General features: G+C 73.0%; 5 protein-coding genes. 2 read left to right on the forward strand and 3 right to left on the reverse strand.

Annotated elements, in window-relative coordinates:
- Position 1: 1 nt before the first annotated feature.
- Complete coding sequence (locus AC507J_RS13270; protein ID WP_496289440.1) at positions 2–12,190, forward strand: amino acid adenylation domain-containing protein; 12,189 nt, start codon at positions 2–4, stop codon at positions 12,188–12,190.
- Here the strand turns inward: AC507J_RS13270 and AC507J_RS13275 are convergent.
- The 3 genes from AC507J_RS13275 to AC507J_RS13285 form a co-directional block, all read right to left on the reverse strand.
- The gene (locus AC507J_RS13275; protein WP_496289441.1) at positions 12,146–13,330 is read right to left on the reverse strand and encodes a helix-turn-helix domain-containing protein; all 1,185 of its coding nucleotides are present in this window, start codon (positions 13,328–13,330) and stop codon (positions 12,146–12,148) included. The two genes, AC507J_RS13270 and AC507J_RS13275, sit on opposite strands and share 45 nt — an antisense overlap.
- Before the next feature lie 340 nt (positions 13,331–13,670).
- Complete coding sequence (locus AC507J_RS13280; protein WP_496289480.1) at positions 13,671–14,819, reverse strand: helix-turn-helix domain-containing protein; 1,149 nt, start codon at positions 14,817–14,819, stop codon at positions 13,671–13,673.
- A gap of 623 nt (positions 14,820–15,442) precedes the next feature.
- Positions 15,443–16,066, reverse strand: a complete 624-nt coding sequence (locus AC507J_RS13285; protein ID WP_496289442.1) for a peptidase associated/transthyretin-like domain-containing protein — start codon at positions 16,064–16,066, stop codon at positions 15,443–15,445.
- A gap of 646 nt (positions 16,067–16,712) precedes the next feature.
- Here AC507J_RS13285 and AC507J_RS13290 point away from each other — a divergent pair.
- Positions 16,713–20,051: an endo-1,4-beta-xylanase gene (locus tag AC507J_RS13290; RefSeq protein ID WP_496289443.1), complete on the forward strand. Its 3,339-nt coding sequence runs from the start codon at positions 16,713–16,715 to the stop codon at positions 20,049–20,051.
- The last annotated feature ends 3 nt before the right edge of the window (positions 20,052–20,054 follow it).

Consider the following 20,054-nt stretch of genomic DNA (forward strand, 5'->3'; position numbering starts at 1 on the left):
CGTGCCGATTGCGACTGGGCCGGGTGCCCGCCGGGGTCTGCTCGACGTACTCCTCGGTGCCGCCGACCGGTCGCCTGACCAGGTCATCGTGCACGTCGCGGAGGACGGCACCGAGCGTACGGTGACCTTCCAGCAGCTGCGCGACGAGTCGCTGCGGGTGGCCGGTGGCTACCGGGCCGCCGGGGTGGCAGCGGGCACGCCCGCGCTGCTGCTCGCCGACGCCGGGGACGACTTCCAGCCGATGTTCTGGGGTGCGCTCGCCGCCGGGCTGGTGCCGGTGCCGTTGCCGCCCGAGCCGCACCGGGTCCGGGCCGTGCGTGACCTGCTCCCCGACGCGGTGGTGGTGACCGACGACGCCACCGCTGCGGTGGCGAACGGACTGCCCGCGCCGGTGCTGCGGCTTGCCGCGCTGCGCGAAGGGACCCCACCGGCGGAGCTGCCGACGCCGGCCGGGCACGACGTCGCCTTCCTTCAGTTCTCCTCGGGCAGCACCGGCGCGCCCCGTGGGGTGGAGTTGACCCACGACAACGTGTTGGCGAACCTTGAGCAGGCCAGGGTGGCCAGCGGCGTCCGCCCGGACGACGTCCTGGTGACCTGGATGCCGTACTTCCACGACATGGGACTGATCGGCACCCATCTGACCCCGCTCGCGGTCGGTCTCAAGCAGGTACGCATCGGCCCGCTGACGTTCGCCAAGCGTCCGGCCCTCTGGTTCACCATCGCCCACCGGCACCGGGCCACCCTGCTGTCGGCGGCGAACTTCGCGCTGGCCCTGGCGGTGCGCCGGGTACCGGCCGAGATCCTCGCCGGGCTCGACCTGAGTTCGGTGCGCTGCGTGGTGGTGGGGGCCGAGCCGATCTCGGCGGCGGTGTGGCGGTCCTTCCTGGCCCACACCGGCCCGGCCGGGCTCGACCCGGCCGCGCTGCGACCGGTGTACGGGCTCGCCGAGGCGACCCTCGCGGTGACCTTTCCGCCGCAAGGTGAGGTGGCCGACCCGCTGGTGCTGGACCGCGCCGAGTTGAGCCGGGGCCGGGCGGTGTCGACGGAGCCCGGCGGGCACGCGGTCGAGCTGATGGACCTGGGCCACCCGGTGACCGGCTGCGCGCTGCGCGTCGTCGACGACCACGGCCGACCCCTGTCCGAGCTGCGGGTCGGCCAGATCGAGGTACGCGGCCCGAACGTGGCGCGCGGCTACCACCGGGCGCCGCAGGCCAGCCGGGACACCTTCGTGGCGGGCTGGCTGCGTACCGGTGACCTGGGTTTCCTGCGCGACGGGCGGCTCTGCGTCACCGGCCGGGCCAAGGACGTGGTCTTCGTGAACGGCCGGACCTTCCACGCCGCGGACCTGGAAACCGTGGCCGTCGCCACCCCCGGCCTGCCCGGCGACCTGGCCGCGGTGGTGGGCGCAACCGATCCGGACGCCGGTGGTGAACGGATCGTGGTCTTCGTGCCGTGGGCCCGCCCGCCGGCCGACGCGGCCGGGGTACTCGCCGCGGTCCGGGGGCGGGTGGCCGAGGCCAGCGGCCACGACGACGTCCGGGTGCTGCCGCTGCCCCCCGGCGCGTTCGCCCGGACCACAAGCGGAAAGCTGCGCCGACGCCGGATGCGCGAGCGCTACCTGGCCGGCGACTTCGCCGACCGGGAGCGACGCTGGTGCCCGCCGACCGACCGCGCGCCGGTCGGCGTTGCTCGGCTGCCGGGCGGTGCCAGGCGGTCCCGGCGGCAACTCGAAGGGCTGGTCCGCGAGGTCTGGGCCCGGGTGTTGGACCGGCCGCCGGCCACCATCGGCCCGGACGACCGCTTCCTGGCCATCGGCGGGTCCTCGCTCAAGGCGATGGAGGTGCTCGCCGGGCTGGAGGACGCCCTGGGCATCCCGTTGAACCCGGCGGACCTGCGGGACTGCCCCACCGTCGCGACGCTCGCCGACCGGCTCGCCGCCGGGCAGGTCGCCCACCCGGCTGAGGTGGCGGGCTCCCGGCCGGGCCGGAGCGCGGCCGACGAGCGTGCGCGGCAGGCCGAGGCGGGCCGGGACGAGGCTCGACACGCCGCTGAGGGTGACCACGCGGGTGTCGCGGTGATCGGGATGGCCTGCCGGTTCCCGGGCGCGGACACCCCGGAGGAGTTCTGGCAACGGCTGGTCGACGGCGTCGACGCCGTCGACCCGGTTCCCGCCCACCGCTGGACCCCACCGGAGGACCGGCCACAGTGGGGTTCCTTCCTGGCCGACCCGATGCTCTTCGACGCCGGGTTCTTCGGGCTCACCGAGCAGGAGGCCCGGCTCACCGACCCGCACGCCCGACTCTTCCTGGAGATCGGGTACGAGGCGCTGGAACGCGCCGGATACGCCGGTCCCCGCCGGCACGGCCACCGGATCGGCGTCTTCGCCGCCGTCGGCGAGAGCACCTACCCCGAGTTGCTGGCCGCCAGCGGGACGGCAGTCGACGGGGCGGCGGCGCTGGTCGGGAACCTGCGGAACCTGATCCCGGCCCGGTTGGCGCAGGCGCTGGACCTGACCGGGCCGGCGGTGGCGGTGGACACCGCCTGTTCGTCGGCGCTTGTCGCGCTGCACCTGGCCGCCGGCAGCCTGGCCGCCGGGGAGTGTGACGTCGCGGTGGTCGGCGGGGTGAATCTCAACCTCACCGAGACCGGGTACCGGATGCTCGCCGCCGCCGATGCGCTCTCCCCCACCGGGCGCTGCCGGGCCTTCGACGCCGCCGCCGACGGTTTCGTACCCGGCGAGGGAGGTGCCGCGCTTGTGCTCCGCCGCGTCGGCGACGCGTACACCGACGGTGACCCGGTGCTGGCCGTCGTCGCCGGGACCGCCGTCGGCAACGACGGACGCTCGTTGAGCCTGCTCGCGCCGAACCCGCACCGGCAGTGGGAGGTGATCGCGCGGGCGTACCGGGACGCCGGGGTGGACCCGGCGCAGGTGTCGTACGTGGAGGCCCACGGCACCGGCACCGAACTCGGTGACCCGGTGGAGGTCCGGTCGCTGGCCGCGGCGTACCCGCCCCCCGCCGACGGGATGCCGCGCGGGCTGGGCTCGGTGAAGACCAACCTCGGCCACCTGCTCAACTCGGCCGGGCTGCCCGCGCTGGTGAAGGTGGTGCTGGCGCTGCGACACCGGTATTTGCCGCCCTCGCTGCACCACGCCCGGCCGGCCGGACGTTTCGACCTCGCCGCCGCCGGTTTCGCGGTGGTCACCGAGGGGCGACCGTGGAGCGCCGCCGGCCCGCTGCTCGCCGGCATCAACGGATTCGGCTTCGGCGGGACTAACGCGCACGCGGTGCTGCGCGAGGCACCGGAGGGGCTCCCGACGCGGGTCACCGCCGAACTGAACGGCTCCGGTTGCCAGCTCGCCACGCTCAGCGCGTACTCACCCGCCGCGTTGCGCCGGGCGGCCCGGGACCTCGCCGCGTACCTGCGCGCCCACCCGGAACTCGCCGAGGCCGACGTCTGCGCCAGCGCGGGTACGGCCCGCGACGACGCCCCGCACCGGCTGGCCGTGGTCGCCGACGGGAAGCTCGCCGACCGGCTCGACGCCGCCGCCGACACCCTCGGCGAGGCAGCGGTCGGCCGGCGACCCCGGACCGCGCTCGTCTTCCCGGGCGACGCCACGTCGCTGCCGGCGGCTGCCGTCCGCGACCTGCACGACCGGCTGCCGGTCTTCCGCAACCTACTGGCCGAGGTCGCCGCCGCGCCGGTGGCGGACCGTCCGCTGCTGACCTGGTGCCTGACCGGCTCGGCCGCCGAGCCGCAGGTCGCGGCGGCGGTGGCGGTCGCCGTCGGCGTCGCCCTCGCCGGCCAACTCGCCGCCTGGGGGGTACGGCCGGACGCCCTGCTCGGCTCCGGCGTCGGCGCGCTGGCCGCAGCCGCCGTTCGCGGCGAACTGGACCCGGCCGAGGCGGTCCGACGCGCCGCGACGACCGAGCTGCGGTTGCCTGCCCCGCCCCGGTCGGTGCCCGACGAGGAGTACGACGTCCTCCTCGACCTGGGTACCGGCGGCCGGCCCGATGGCGAGGCTCCCGATCGGGTACGCGTGCTGCCGTTGCTCGCCCCGGAACCGGGTGCCGCGCCCGGGGCGCTGCTGACTGCGGTGGGCCGGTTGTGGGCGCTCGGCGGACCGCTGGATCGGGCCGCCCTCTACGCCGGGCGGCGACGGGTGCCGGTGCCGACGTACCCGTTCCAGCGGCGGTCGTACCCGCCGTCGCCGGCGCCTCTGGCCGCCGTGCCGCTGCACCGGGTCGCCTGGCGGGACGCGCCGGTACCCGCCGGTGAGCTGCCGGTCCGGGTCCGGCTGCGTGGTCCCGGCGTCGGCGGTGACCTGGCCGACCGGCTCGCCGCCACGCTCACCGCACGCGGCGTCACGGTGCAGCCCTCCGGTCAGCCCGACGCCGGGCACGTCACGTCAGCGGCCGCCGACGATCTCGCGCGGCCCGAGGTGACCGTGCTGCTCGCCGGGCCGGCTGTCGACCCGCCCGACGTGGCGACCCTCGACGCCGCCGTGACCAGGCAGGTACGCGCCCTGCGAGCCCTGCTCGACGAGCCGGACGAGCAACTCGGCCGGCTGCTGGTGATCACCGAGAACGTGCAGGTCACCGGGGCAGCGGAGCGGCCTCGGTCGGTGCAGGCGGTGCTCACCGGACTCTGCTGGGCCCTCGCTGACGAGCGCCCCGGCCTGCGTACCCGGGTGATCGATCTGTCCGATCTGGATGACCCGGCGATCCGGGTGGAGTCGGTGTGCCGGGAGCTGTCCGCCCTGCGGCGTGGCGACGATCCTGCGGATGGTGTCAGTCGCGCCGACGGCGTCACCGCGACCGGGGTCGCCTGGCGGGCCGGGCGCCGGCTCGCCCGGCACCTGGTCCCGGCGACCGATCCCGCCGACAGTGCCGGTGCACCGAGCACGGACGGCGTGCACGTGATCGTGGGCGGGGGCGGTGGGATCGGTGCCGAGTTGGCCCGTACCCTTGCCCGCCGGGGCCGACCCACCCTGCTGCTGGCCGGGCGGTCGGAGCAGGCCCCGGACGGCCTCCTGCCCGAGCTGACCGAGGCGGGCGCCGACGCGACGTACCGGCGTTGTGACGTGACGGTGCCAGCCGACGTCGACGCGCTGCTCGCCGGGCTGCCCCGGGTGGACACCGTCTGGCACGCCGCCGGGACGGTGCGGATCGGCACCCTGGCGGTGAAGTCGGTTCCGGACATCATGGCGGTGCTGGCGCCCAAGGTGCGCGGCAGTCACCTGCTGGCGCAGGCTCTACGTCGGTGGGGCCACGACCGGGCTGCGTTTGTGGGCTTCTCGTCGATCAGCGCGGTGCTGCCCGGGTTGGCCGGTGCGATCGGCGACTACGCGGCCGGCAACGCGTTCCTCGACGCCTTCGCCGCCGCGCAGCGGGCCGCCGGCCACCCCGTCCAGGCGATCGGCTTCGCGGCGATCACCGACCGCGGCATGGCGGCCCGCAGCGGCGCTCGCGGTGGGTTGACCGTCCGGGACGCCCTGCGCGCCCTCCTGGTCGCCCGGGAGGTCGACGCCGCCCACCTGGTCGTCGCGGAGCTGACGCCAGCCCCGGCGAGCACCGCCCGGAGCGTCATCCCGGCCATCACCGTGCCGACGGCCGGCTCGACCACCGCCGGCTCGGCCACCGCCGGCTCGGCCACCGCCGGCTCGGCCGCCATTCCGGCCGCCGTGGTAACCGCCGGCCCGGCCGCCGAGCATCCGGTGCCGGGTCGGACGGAGACGGGTCGGACGGAGACGGGTCGGACGGAGACGGGTCGGACGGAGACGGGTCGGACGGAGACGGGTCGGACGGAGACGGCGGAAGCGGCGGAGCTGGCCGGGTTGCTGCGTCGGCTGCTCGCCGAGCCGCTGCACCGGCCGAGCGACCAGATCGCCGACGACGTCTCGTTCCTCTCCCTCGGGCTGGACTCGCTGGCCGCGGTGGACCTGGTCAAACGGCTGGAGGACGAACTCGGCCGGCAGTTGCCGGTGACCCTGTTCTTCGAGTACACCACCGTCGCCACGCTCGCTGCCCACCTGGCGCAGGCCGATACCGCGCCGTCGCCGGTCGACAGGGCAGCGCCGGTCGACGGGTCGGTGCCGCCGGTTGCGCCCGCCGCGCCGTCGGTGCCGAGGCCGCCCGCCGCGCCGCCGGCGTCATCGCAGGCGGCGACGCCGATCGCCGACGGGGAGCCCTTCCCGCTGACCCCGGTGCAGCGGGCCTGGTACGTCAACGAGCGGCTGCACCCGACCGTTGCCAGCTACGCCTTCGTCCGGCAGACCGTCACCGGGCCGCTCGACGCCGACCTGCTCGGCCGGGCCCTGGCCGGTCTCGCCGGCCGCCATCCGATGCTGCGGGTCCGGTTCGTGCCCGGTACCGGTGCCCGCACCCCGCGTCAGCTGGTCCTTCCGCCATCCGCCGCCGGTGCCGACATCCCGTACCAGGTGCAGCCGCTCACCGGCCCCCTCGCAGAGTTGGAGGAACGACTCTGCAACACGCCGGTGGACCTGACCCGGCAACCGCCACTGCGTGCGGTGCTCGCGCCGGAGGACGCCGAGCGGGGTCACCTGCTCCTGGTGCTGCACCACGCGGCCGGGGACGGGGTCAGCCTCAACCAGCTAAGCGGGGAACTCTGGGCGGACTACACCGCGCTGGCGCTGGGGCGTGCCCCCGCGCATCCGCCCGCCTCCCCCGGCTTCGCCGAGTACGCCCTCGGTGCCGCCGAGCCCACCGAGGCGGACCTGGCGTACTGGCGGCAGCGGCTGGACGATCCCGGGTGGCGGCTGCGGCTGCCGTACGACGGTGACCCGGCGGGTCTGCCCGCGCCGCCGTACCTGCGGCACCTGGACGAGTTGGACGGCGAGTTGGTCGCCCGGTTGCGCCAGCGGGCCGCCGAGGCCGGCGTTTCGCTGTTCCACCTGCTCCTCGCCGGCTACCTGCGGTGCCTGGCGCGGTGGAGCGGGCAACGGCGGGTGCCGGTAAGCGTGGCGCGGGCCGGCCGCGACGCCCGGCTGCCCGGCATCGAGCGGCTCGTCGGGCCCTTCGCCGACACTCTGCCGTTGCTGGTCGAGGTCGATCCGGCCGAGCCGGTCGCGCGCCTGGCCGACCGGCTCCGGCAGTCCTGGACCACCGCGCAGCGGCACGGTTCGGTGTCCAGCCTCGACCTGGCGCGGCTGCTGCGCCCGAGCGGCGACGGACCGCGCACCGCCAGCCCGGCCGGGTTCAGCTTCGCCCGCTTCCCGGTCACCGCGGACCCGGACGCCCCGGTGACGGTCGTCCCGACGGCGGCCGGCTCGGGTTCGGCGGCCACCCAGCTCAGCCTGCTCTGGTGGGAGTCCGGCCCGACGCTGCGGATGTCCTGGAACTTCCCGCTGCGACTGTTCCGGCGCGAGACGGTGGCCCGGCTCGCCGCCGAGCACCACCGGGAACTGGTCGAGCTCGCCGCCGACGGGCTGTCCGCATCCGACACCATTGGGCGTCCGCGGGCGAACGGTGCCGCCGAGCGTCCGGGACAGCTCGAACCGCTCAGGCCGCTGGCCGACGCGGGGCATGTCAGCGCACGGATCCGGGCGGTCTGCCGGCGTACCCCGGACGCGGTGGCGGTGACCGACGGCGAGCGGACGACTACCTACCGGGACCTGGATCGGGCCGCCGATCGGGTGGCGGCGCTGCTCACCGCCCACGGCGTACGCCCCGGCCAGCATGTCGGGATGCTCACCGCGCCCGGTCCGGCGTCGGTCGTCGCGGTGGTCGGGATCCTGCGGGCCGGTGCCGCCTGGGTGCCGTTGGACGCCGACCATCCCCCGGCCCGCCTCGACGAGCAGCTGCGCCGGGCCGAGGTCGAGGTGGTGCTGCACGACGAGGACTGCGCGGCAGCAGTGGCCCGGCTCGCCGGGCCGACCCGGCCGATCCGGTTCGGCCCGGACGCCGACGGCCTGCCGGCCGCGGTGCCGGCGGAGGAGGTGCCCGCCAAAGTGCCGGCGGAGCAGGTGCCCGCCAAAGTGCCGGCGGAGCAGGTGCCCGCCGGGGTGCCGGCGGAGGAGGTGCCCGCCGAGGTGCCGGCGATCGTCGCCGCGCCGGACGACACCGCGTACGTCATCTTCACGTCCGGGTCGACGGGACGGCCGAAGGGAGTTCCGATCAGCCATCGGTCGATGGTCAACTATCTCGACTGGGCGATCGACACGTTCGGCTACCGGCCCGGCGACCGGCTGGCCCAGACCTCGTCGATCTGCTTCGACGCCTCGGTCCGGCAGATCCTGGCGCCGCTGCTGGTCGGTGCCACCGTTGTCACCTTTCCCCGCTCGGTGCTGCGCGACCCGCAGGCGTTGCTGACCCGGATCGAACGGGACCGGCTCACCGTGTGGAGTTCGGTGCCCACCCTGTGGGAGCGGATCCTGCGGGCCGCCGAGGAACGGGCGGTACGCGACGGCGTACGGCCGGATCTCAGCGCCCTGCGCTGGGTGCACGTCGGCGGGGAAGAGTTGTCGCCGGTGCCGGTGCGGCGCTGGTTCGACCTGTTCGGCGACGGCTGCCGGATCACCAACCTGTACGGTCCGACCGAGGCGACGATCAACGCCAGCTGGCACCTGATCGACAAACGCCCCGACGACGCGGTACGCCGGTTGCCGATCGGCCGCCCGGTCGGCGGGGCGCGGATACGCGTGGTCGACCCCGACGGCCAGCCCCGCCCGCCCGGCGTGGCCGGTGAAGTGCTTATCGGCGGCGTGGGTCTCACCCCCGGTTACCTGGGTGAGCCCGAGCTGACCGCCGCCGCCTTCGTCAGGCACGACGGCGAGCGGTACTACCGCAGCGGTGACCGGGGCCGGGTCGACCCGGACGGTTGCCTGGAGTTCCTCGGCCGCCTCGACGACCAGGTGAAGATCCACGGCTATCGGCTGGAACCGGGCGAGATCGAGGCGGTGCTGCGTACCCATCCCGAGGTGGCTGCCGTGGCGGTGCTGCACCAGGCCGAGCCGTACCCACGACTGCACGCCTTCGTCGCGCCCGTGCCGGAAACCGCACCGACCGCGCCACGGCTGCGGGAGTTCCTCGCCGACCGGCTGCCCGCGCAGCTGGTCCCGGCCCGGATCCACCTGTTGGAAAGCCTCCCGGTGACCCCCACCGGCAAGGTCGACCGGGACCGACTCCGCGCACTCGGCGGCTTCACCTCGGCCGCCGACCCGAAGCGACTTGCCGCACCCGCCGGCCCGACGCGACGTCCGGCTCCCGCCGGCGAGGATCGTCTCCCGGCACCCGCCGGCCCGGCCACCGATGCCGGCGGGTACACCGAGACCGAGACGAGGCTGGCCCGGATCTGGGCCGGCCTGCTCGACCTGCCGACGGTCGCCCCCGACGACGACTTCTTCGCCCTCGGCGGCGACTCCATTCTGGTGCTGGAGGTGTTCGCCCGCGCACAGGACCAGTTCCCGGCCATCCCGAGCCCGACCGTCGTCTACCAGCACCGGACCCTGCGGGCACTCGCCGCCGAGATCGACGCCGCCGCAGCCACGGACCACTCCACCGGCAGCTCTGACCGCACCGCCGGTACCGAGGACCGCATCACCGGCACCACGGGCCAGGTCGCCGGCCCGGGAATGGGCGGCGGCGGTCCGGGTGAGCCCTACCCGGTGACGGCCACCCAGCGCGGTTTCCTGCTCGCCGACGCCGTCGCACCGGGCGACGGCACCGCCTGGCTGGCCCGGCTGCGGCTGCGCGGCCGGCTGCGTCGCGAGGTCTTCCAGCGCGCCGTCGACCTGCTGGTGGCCCGGCACCCGATGCTGCGTACCGTCCTCCCCGCCGGGGCCCGTCCCCCGGTCCAGCAGGAACTACCCGCCTCGCTGAGGCTGCCGGTCGGCTACCGGGCGGTCGCCGACCCCGCCGAGGTGGCCGACCTGGTCGCCGAGGAACGCCGCCGGGCCTTCGAGCCGTGGGCCTGGCCGCTGCTGCGGCTGCGGCTGTTGGCGCTCGCCGCCGACGACCACATCCTGCTGGTGCACGCCCACCACCTGATCGGCGACGGCTACAGCGCCGCCCTGCTCGGCCAGGAACTGCTGACGGTCTACCACCGGCTGGTGGCGGGCCTTCCCGTGAGCCTGCCGCCGCTACGCACCCACTTCCGCGAGTACGTCGAGCTGCTGGCCGGCCGCGCCGCCGGACCGCCCGAGCCGAACGCCCACGCCTGGTGGAGCGGACGCTTCGCCACCCCGTACCGGCCACCGGTGTTCTCCGCCGGCGCCACCGCACCCGATACGTCCGAGCTGGTCTGCGGCTTCACCCTGGACGAGGCGGTGGTCGCCGGACTGCGCCGGCTGGCCGCCGAGGCGGCGACCACCCTCTACGCGCCGGTGCTTACCGCGTACCACCGGGCGGTGGTCCGGTTCACCGGGCAGGACGACCTGGTCTTCGGCCTGGCGCTGACCGGTCGGGACCATCCGCTGCCGGATCTGCACCGGATCTTCGGCCCATGCGCGGCGATGCTGCCGCTGCGGCTGGGCGGCTCGGCCGGCTTCGCCGAACAACTCGCTCGCGTCGCGGCCGAGGTGTCCGCCGCCCGCCGGTACGACGACCCGCCGTCGATCGCGGCGGCCGTGCCCGCCGGCCCGGGAGGCACTCCCGTCGGCGCCCAGTTCTTCTTCAGCTTCCTGGACTTCGCCGCCCTCAGCGCGCCGCCGGCCGCAACGGCGGGTACGCCACCGCCCGAGGTGGCCGACGCGCCGTCGCCAGCGGCACTCGGCGAGCCCTCCTCCAGCGCGACCGATGCCGATCGGCTCAGCCTCGACTGGGACGCCGAGAGCGAGCTGGCGCCACCGCGGCTCGGAACGGACCTGTTCCTGACCGCGCGCCCCGAGCCGGACGGGCTCCGGATCACCCTGCGTGGTGCCTCCGCCGCAGTGACCCCGGCCGAGCTGCGCCGGCTCGCCGACTGGCTCCGCGCCGACCTGACCGCCGCAGCCGACACCAGCACCACGGGTACGGCGGGCGGGGCCGTACCGGCGGCGACGGTGAGTGGTGGGCGTCGGACCAGGTTGGCCGCGGCCATCGTCGGCTATCTGCCGGCCCCGGCGCAGCTGGCCGCGATCGCCGGGCTGCCCACCGGCAGCCTGCCCCGGGAACAGCTACGTGAGCTGCTCTTTCCCGGCAGCCGCCCGCGTCTGTTGGAGGAGCTGAACACCGCACTCGGCGTCTCCGGCTTCGTCTGCCTGCCCCGGTTCGCCGACGAGCTGACCGCCGCCGGGGACACCCTCGCCGCCGAGGCAGCCGAGGCGGTCGACCTGGCCGCCGGCCTCGGTGCCCGCTGCGTGTCGCTGGCCGGCATGATTCCGGCCCGCACGGGTTACGGCCTCGGCGTGCTGCGGCGTACCCGCAGCGGGGTCGCAGTGACCACCGGCCACGCGGTCACCGTCGTCTCCGTCGTCCGCACGGTGCAGGCCGCGCTGGCCGCCGCCGGACGGAGCCTCGCCGGCCGAAGCCTCGCCGTGGTGGGTCTCGGCTCGATCGGATTCTCCGCGCTGCGGCTGCTGTTGGCCGCAGCGGAGCAGCCACCCGCGCGGCTGGTGCTCTGCGACATCCCGGCCGCCGCGCCGAGGTTGGCCCAGCACGCCGAACGGCTGCGGGCCGACGGCTTCGCCGGCACCATCGAGATCTGCCCCTCGACGCCGAAAATCGCCCCGGCCGGCTACACCGTCGAGATGATCATCGCGGCGACCAGCGCGGCCACCGAGCCGATCGACGTCGACCGGCTGGCACCCGGCACCATCGTCGTGGACGACTCGTTCCCACCCGCGTTGGACGCCGGACGGGCCCTGGCCCGGATGCGGCGCGACCGCGACATCCTGGTGGTCGGCGGCGGGCTGCTGCACGTCGGCGAGACGACCCGCGACATCCCGGTGGACCTGCCACCGGTGCCGGTGGACGGCAACCTGCTCGGGCTGCCCGGCACGATCGCCTCCTGCCGGCTGGAGTCGCTGCTCTGGGCGGCCAGGCCGGATCTGCCGCTGGTGCACGGCCTGCCGGACGACTCGACCGCGACGGCGTACGCCCGGGCGCTGGCCGGGGCCGGGATCGACGCCGCGCCCCTGCACCTGCTGCACCATCCGATCGAGCCGGAGCTGCCTCCCGCATTGCCCGATACGTCCTCCCCGGCGTGGTCAGCTGGCCACCGACTGCCCGATGAGGTTTGCCTCGATGGGTAGCGGCGTGGGCTCGCGCCAGGTGTCACGGCCCTGGACCGCGGGTGGCGAGTCACCCTCAACCTGCCGAGCGGCGTATCGGTCAGCAACGTCTGGAACGGCGTCGCCAACGGCAGGAGCGGCACCGTCACTGTCATGAACGAGCAGTACAACGGAGGACTGGCCGCGGGTCAGAGCACCAGTTTCGGGCTCCAGGGCACCGGAAACGTTCCGGCGGATCGCCTGTCTGTGCCGCGCGACCGCCGTCGACCCGTCGCCCAATTCCACGGCGGCAGCCACCCGGGCCAACTCCACCACCGTCGGCCCGAACGCCGTCCGATGTAGGTCGACCCCGTCGTCCACCCGAGCCGCCAGCTCGGCCGCCTCGTCCAACAGGTCACCGGCCACGCGCTCGTCACCACACCGGGCCGACACCAACCCGGCCTGCACCAACAACGCACCGCATAACGACAACTCCCCCGCCGTACCGGCATCAAGATCCGACAGAGCAATCCGGTACGCCGCCGCCAGCAGCACCGACCGCGCCTGCGCCGGGGACCGCAACACCTGGCCAAGCTGCACCGCCGCACCCGCCACCAACACCGGGTCACCGGCGGCGGCAGCCATCGCCCGATCCGCTGCCAGCCAGGCCAGATCGGTCTCGTCCAGCTTCACCAGCAGCGCCGCCGTCAACCGGTACGCCACCACCACCACCACCACCGCCCGGCCCGCCGCCGGGTCCCGGGCACAGGTGCGCTGCACATCGCCCAGCAGGCTCGGCAGCAGCTCGACCACCTGTGGATAGCGGGCGTGCTGGAAGACAGTCCAGGCGTACCCGACGTGCCGGGCAACCCGGTCGACCGGCAACACCGACGCCGGTCGGTCACGCCCGATGTCGTACGCCGACAAGGCCGCCCGGATCCGTGCCACGTCCTCGTCCCGCTCGACCACACCAGCAGGCTGGGCGTCCCGACCGAGCAGCGTCGCCGCGTCGACCCGCAGCACGGCGGCGATTTCCCGGATGGTCGGCACCCGCTCCAGGCGGCGGACGCCACGCTCGACCTTGTCCACCCAACTCTTCGACTTACCCAACCGGTCGGCAAGCGTCTGCTGCGACAACCGCCGCCGCGCCCGCAGATACGCCACCCGCCGACCGATCGGCACCCGGTCACCGCTCACGACGAGGCAGCGGCCGATCCGACACCGCCCGAGTCGTCTCCTCGACCGGTATCCGCTCCGCCTCAGCCTGAGCAAGAATCCGCTGCCTCGCAGCCTCCCGCTCCGCCGCCTGAATCTGCTCGCCCCGACTCTGCCCTTGATCGCGCTCCGCACCGCCCACGTATGACCCCTTTCGAAGAGGGCACGGCGGTGTTCTCGGGAGATGTCGCCACCGTCGCGCCAGCCAACGAGCGCGACCGCAACAGATCATGAAAGAGACATGCGGCCGCGCTGTAATCGCGACGCTACGGAACGCACAACTGCTGGCTGGAACGCTTACGCACCACTACTGCGCGGTCAGGCCCATCCGCTCGCACAGCCCGCGCAACTCCGGCGACATCGCCCCCTTGCGCAGCAACGACCGGGCCGTCTCCCGCGCCGACACCGACGAACGGGCATGCTGCGGACCAACCCGCTCCGCAGCGAGCAGCATCCGTACGGCATCACGGTCCCGGCCGACCGCCTCGGCGGCCCGGCCCATGTCGAGCCAGAAGTACACCTGCCGCACCGCCGGCAGGCCCGCCAACTCCACACCCGCCGCCGCCTTCATGGCTGCCTCCGGACGGCCCGTGTCGAGCAGGAACGCCATCAGCCACAGCGCCACGTTCCGTGGCCCCCAGGCGAGATCCCAACTATCGGTCTCCCCGGTGTGTGCCGCAATCCGCCCAGCCTCCGCAAGATGCTCCTCCGCACCGGCCTCGTCACGCAGCCCGCCGAGGTGAAGCGCCCGCGCCAGGTGCAGGAACCCCAGCACATCCAACGCCCCATCCGCCCCGCTACCCGCAAGATCCGCAGCCGCGACGTCACACAGCGCCCGCGCCGGACCGTACGCCCCCGAATAGGCCGCCACCCGCGCCCGATTCGCCGCCGCAACCCCGACCGCCACCGGATCATCCAGCAACCCGGCCGTCTCGGCGCACCGCTCCGCAGCCAGCCACGCATGCGCCGGAAAACTCACATTGAGCAACGACCCCATCGCCACGCCATACACCGGCACCATCTCCGCCAGCGCCACCCGCCGATCAGCCAGACTGTGCATCGCCGGCACCAGAGCAACGAGCCGCCGCAGAGCACCCGCGTAATCGCACCGCCCGTACAGGTCACGCACGAGCGCTGCCTCGCGACGCACCTGCTCCGCAGTCGCCGCCGCATCGGAACGCTTCGTCATCGGCGTATCCATCATGACCCGCCACACCCGCTCCGCATCGATACGAGCCGCATCGAGCTGCCGATCAGCCGGCGTGTACGCCTGCCCGGTCAGATCCACCACCGAACACTCAAGAGCCGCCGCCAGATCCACCACCATGTACCGGTCCGTACGCTGCTGACCACGCTCGATCCGCGACCACGACGTATGGGAGATTCCCGCCCGACTGGCCGCGTACCGCACACTCCAACCGCGCAACTCCCGCCGAGCACGAATACGATCACCAATCGACGGATCAGCAGGTATAGGCCGACGAGGCATCAGCGGCACTCCCAGATCAAATGAGAACCCCTGCCGACCATCCCCGGCAGGCTGCCACTTCGGACGGTACACCTATCCGCACTCACGGCAGCCGCACAAGCTTGATCATCAATCGAGCGGTCAGCGGTCGAAGCGAAACTTCGACATCTGGTAGGCCAGGCTGCAACGAGCGTGACCAGCGCCGGTTACCCCGACGCCGCCTACCTACTCGGCACCCGAACCGCCCTGATCTCTGACCAAGCGTCCGAGGAGGTACCGCGCTCCGCCATCTCCGGATCGCGCTCGCCGCCGAAGATCCTCTAACCGACCTTCCTCGTAGAGCATCCGGTTCAGCCGCCTACGCGCATGCACATCACGTTGGCCGAGACCCTCTAGCTCGACACTGCGGCCAGCGCGAGCAAGCAGATCCAGGTGCCACAGGTGTGCATTGTGGCGCTCCCAGTCGGAGCTGTAGCATTCCGCAACGGCACCGACCACCGCGATCGCTCGATCCCAGTCGCCCTGTTCCTCGGCGAGGCGCCCAGCCTCAGACCAGTCAGGCGCGGACATTATCGTACGCCAGATTCAATTCATCGTGCGAACGCCGTGCATCAATTCCCCATGTCTGGGAACAGAATCAGTTCAAACGACAGACCCTGACCATCAAGCAGCAACTCCTGGCTGCCGTAGAGGTTGGGCGGTCCAGCATAGGTGCCGGTGAGGGTATAGAAGCCAGGGTTGACATCGAATTGGAAGCTCCCGTCGGGACCAGTGACAACCTCGACCCCAGCCGGCTCCAGGCGGATCGTTGCTCCTTCTACCGGCAACCAGGTGATCGCATCGAGGGCTCGCCCTTTGAGATCCCAGACCACCGACACCGTGAAGCTTGCCTGGGTCATGGGACTCGTCCGGCCGCGGCGATCGACCGCGACGGCGTACACCGGATGCTCACCGCCGCCGTTGCCGACATCGACCGTCACGGTAGCTGTACGGTCCGGCGCCGCCGGGACCTCGCTGTCCAGGTGGGTGCCGTCGACGCTGTACCGAAACGCGCTCACCGTTTTATCGCCACTCGCATCGAACCTGATGGTGATCTGGCCACCCTCGGCGACGCTGTCTCCATTCGGGAAGCTGATCGTCGGCTGGCGGAGCACCTTCGCACCCGTCGGCTGCCCGCCAGCCGCCGACGCAGGCAGCGTTGACCCAGCAGCCAGGAGCACCAACGATCCGGCCATCGCAACCAGTACCCGGCGCGCAGCACGGGCGCGAGATCCCCAGAGTCGCCTGAACAGCATTCGAGCCCCCGCATTCTCGGAACGTCATGGCGCGATCAAACCTAACTATCGATTTTATGCCCGTCAACGCGAATCTTTGAATTTCATCGGGGTTGAGATGACCGCAGTAAGCCGCTGTCGTCGAATGGCCGTACGCTTCCGGGCCGCCGGCTCGGGCCGTCGTACCGGTGCTCGCCGCAGCGGGGTAGGACGCTTCGACGGGACGGCCGAGGGCGACGGGGTAGCGGACGGGGCCAGCCGGGGCGTCCTTGGCTTACTCGGTCTCGAAGCGGCGGACCTGCTCGGGGTCGGTGGTGGCCGCTGCCGGTCGAGATTGTCAACCGCCGTCACGGCACGATCAGCCGCACCGAGCGGCCACACTCGGTGCGCTGTTTTCCGAAAACTTCCGGAAGTTCTGGCCTCGGCGATCAGGCCGACATAGCATGCACGCGCTTGGATCCGACCAGGAAGGACCTGCCAGGCACACCCCCATCACCGTCCAATTTGCATAAAGGGACCACTGATGCGCCTCTGGAACCTGTCCCGTCGATCACGACACCGATCGCGAACTTTCGCCGTCCTCTGTTCGGCCGCGCTCGGCGCGACCGTGGCCGTCGCACCCACCCCGGCCGTCGCCGTCGCACCCACCCCGGCCGTCGCCGTCGCACCCGCCACGGCCGCCGCCGCGGAGGTCGTCCTCGCCAACGACTTCGAGTCCGGCTCGTACGCGCCGTGGGGGCCGCGCGGTGACGTCACCCTGGCCATCGCCGAGGAGGGCCGCGAGAGCGACGGCAGCCTCTCGGTCACCGGCCGTACCGCCAACTGGCAGGGCCCGGCGACGAGCGCGACCGCCCTCTTCGAACCCGGCGTCCGGTACACGGTCAGCGCCTGGGTGAAGCTGCCGGCCGGCACCGAGGGCACCGCCAGCGTGCACTTCACCGTCGAGGCGACCCCGGCCGGCGGCGGCGACAACACCTACACCTGGATCGGCGACAACGTCCCCACCACGGCCGACGGCTGGGTGCGGATCGGCGGCGACTACACGCTGCCCAGCGGGCTCAGCGCCGCCACCCTCTACGTCGAGGCGGAGGGCGACTCCCCGTTCCTCCTCGACGACGTCCTGATCACCGCGCCGGACGGCGGCGGGAGCGGGCCAGCGCCGGGCACCGTCGTCATCGACACCGACTTCGAGGACGGACTGGACGGCTGGGGCCCGCGCGACAGCGGCCCGGGTGCGCCGAGCGTGGCCCTGACCGACGTCGCGCACGGCGGTGCCGCCGCGGCGCTGGTCACCGACCGGGTCAACCAGGGTGCCGGCGTCGGCCGCGACGTGTCCGGGCTGTTCGAGGCGGGCGTGACCTACGAGTTCAGTGCCTGGCTGCGGTTCGCCGAGGGGCAGCCGGCCGACCAGATCTGGCTCAGCCTGGCCAGCACCAGCGGCGGCAGCCAGGCGTTCAGCACCCTCGCCCAGTTCGAGACGATCACCAACTCCGGGTGGACCGAGGTGAGCGCCCGCTTCGCCATGCCCGCCGCGGAGAGCGCGCTGCTCTACTTCGAGACCCGCTGGCAGGGCGCGGACGTGACCGGCAACACAAGCGACTTCCTCGTCGACGACATCGTCGTACGGGTGCCCGAGCCGCCGGTCATCGAGGACCTCGCCGGCCTGCACGAGACCACCGACTTCCCGGTCGGCGTGGCGATCGACAGCCGGGAGACGGTCGGCGGGGCCGCCGAGTTGCTGACCCGACACTTCAACCAGATCACGCCGGAGAACCACATGAAGCCCGAGGCGTGGTACGACGCCGAGGGCGACTTCCGCCCGCACGACCAGGCGCTGGCCATGATGGACTTCGCCCGCGACAACGACCTGGGGGTCTACGGCCACGTGCTGACCTGGCACAGCCAGACCCCGGACTGGTTCTTCACCGACGCCGCCGGGCAGCCGCTGACCACGTCGGCGGCCCACCAGCAACTGCTGCGCGAGCGGCTGCGTACGCACATCTTCGCCGTCGCCTCATCGCTGGCCGAGCGGTACGGGAAGTTCGGCTCCCCCAGCAACCCGCTGTACGCGTTCGACGCCATAAACGAGGTGGTGAGCGACAGCGGCGAGTACGCCGACGGCCTGCGTCGCAGCGAGTGGTACCGGATCCTCGGCGAGAGCTTCATCGACCTGACGTTCGCCTACGCCGACGAGGCGTTCAACGAGGTGCACGCGGTCGAGGGCAACGATCGTCCGGTCGCCCTGTTCATAAACGACTACAACACCGAGCAGAGCGGCAAGCAGGCCCGCTACCTGGCGCTTGTGCAGCGGCTGCTGGCCCGGGGCGTGCCGGTCGACGGGGTTGGTCACCAGTTCCACGTCTCGCTGGCCACGCCGGTCAGCGCCCTCCAGGACGCGCTGGAGGCGTTCGCGGACCTGCCGGTGACCCAGGCGGTCACCGAGCTCGACGTCACCACCGGCACCCCGGTCACCCAGGCGAAGCTGATCGACCAGGGCTACTACTACCGGGATGCGTTCCGGATCTTCCGGTCGTACGCCGACGACCTCTTCGCCGTCACGGTCTGGGGTCTCACCGACGGTCGCTCGTGGCGCTCCGGCAACGGTGCTCCGCTGCTCTTCGACGACAACCTGCGCGCCAAGCCCGCCTACCACGGTGCGGTGGACGGCGAACTGCCCGCCCGGCTGCGGACCGCAAACGTCTTCGCCGGTGACGTGCCGCTGAACGCGGCCGCCCCGACGGACCTGACCTGGCGCAAGCTGCCGCTGCTCCCGGTGGAGGAGAGGGCGCGGTTCCAGTTGCGCTGGGCGCCGGGCCAGCTGACCGCGTACGTCACGGTCGACGACAGCACGGTCTCCGCCGACGACCGGGTCAGCTTCGTGCTGGGCGGCGAGACGTACCACCTCTCCCGCGACGGCGACGGCGATGTGCCGGCGGTGGCGGCCGAGCGGGACGGCGGCTATCACCTGGTCGCCCACCTGCCGCTGGCCGGCGCGGCCCAGGGCGACACGCTCACGTTTGACGTCCAGGTCCGCGACAACGACACCACTGTCGGCTGGAACACCCCGGGCGCGGTGGGCACGCTGACCCTGGTGGAGGAGCTGTCGTACCTGGAGGTGCGGCAGGCCGCGACCGCGCCGGTCATCGACGGCACGGTGGATCCGGTCTGGGCCCAGGCGGGCGCGGTGACCACGGGCAAGCAGGTCTCCGGCACCGACGGGGCGACCGCGCAGGTGCGTACCCTCTGGCGGGGTCAGACGCTCTACGTGCTGGCCGAGGTGACCGACCCGGTGGTGGACGTCTCCGGTTCCGACCCGTGGACCCAGGATTCGGTCGAGATCTACGTCGACGCGGGCAACGTCAAGAACGGCAGCTACCGCTACGACGACACGCAGATCCGGATCAACGCCGACAACATGGTCTCCTTCGGCACCGGCGACGAGGCGTTCCAGGCGGGCCGGCTGACCAGCGCGGCCGTACGCACCGCGACGGGCTACGTCGTCGAGGCGGCGATCAGCCTGCTCGAATACGGTGGCCTGGACACCTTCCACGGCCTGGACTTCCAGGTCAACGACGCGTCGAACGGCGCCCGCAGCTCGATCCGCAACTGGGCCGAACAGGAGGGCGTCGGCTACCAGAGCACCGCCCGCTGGGGCGTGGGCCGGCTGGTCGCCGGCTCGAACGTGACCGTCACCCAGACCCGCGTCGCCCGGTGGAACTCCGACAGCGGCGGCGGGTACTGCTCGACCATCACCGCCACCAACACCGGCGACAAGCCCGTCGAGTGGAGCGCCGTCGTCGACATCGAGGGCGACATCTACGACGCGTGGAACTTCACGCGGGAACGCCTCGACGACGGTAGCTACCGGATCAGGGGCGTGGACTGGAACAAGACGCTGGCACCGGGTGCCAGCACGTTCAGCGTCGGGTACTGCGCGAACCTGTAGGAA

The organism is Micromonospora sp. PRAS1, from assembly GCF_059553435.1.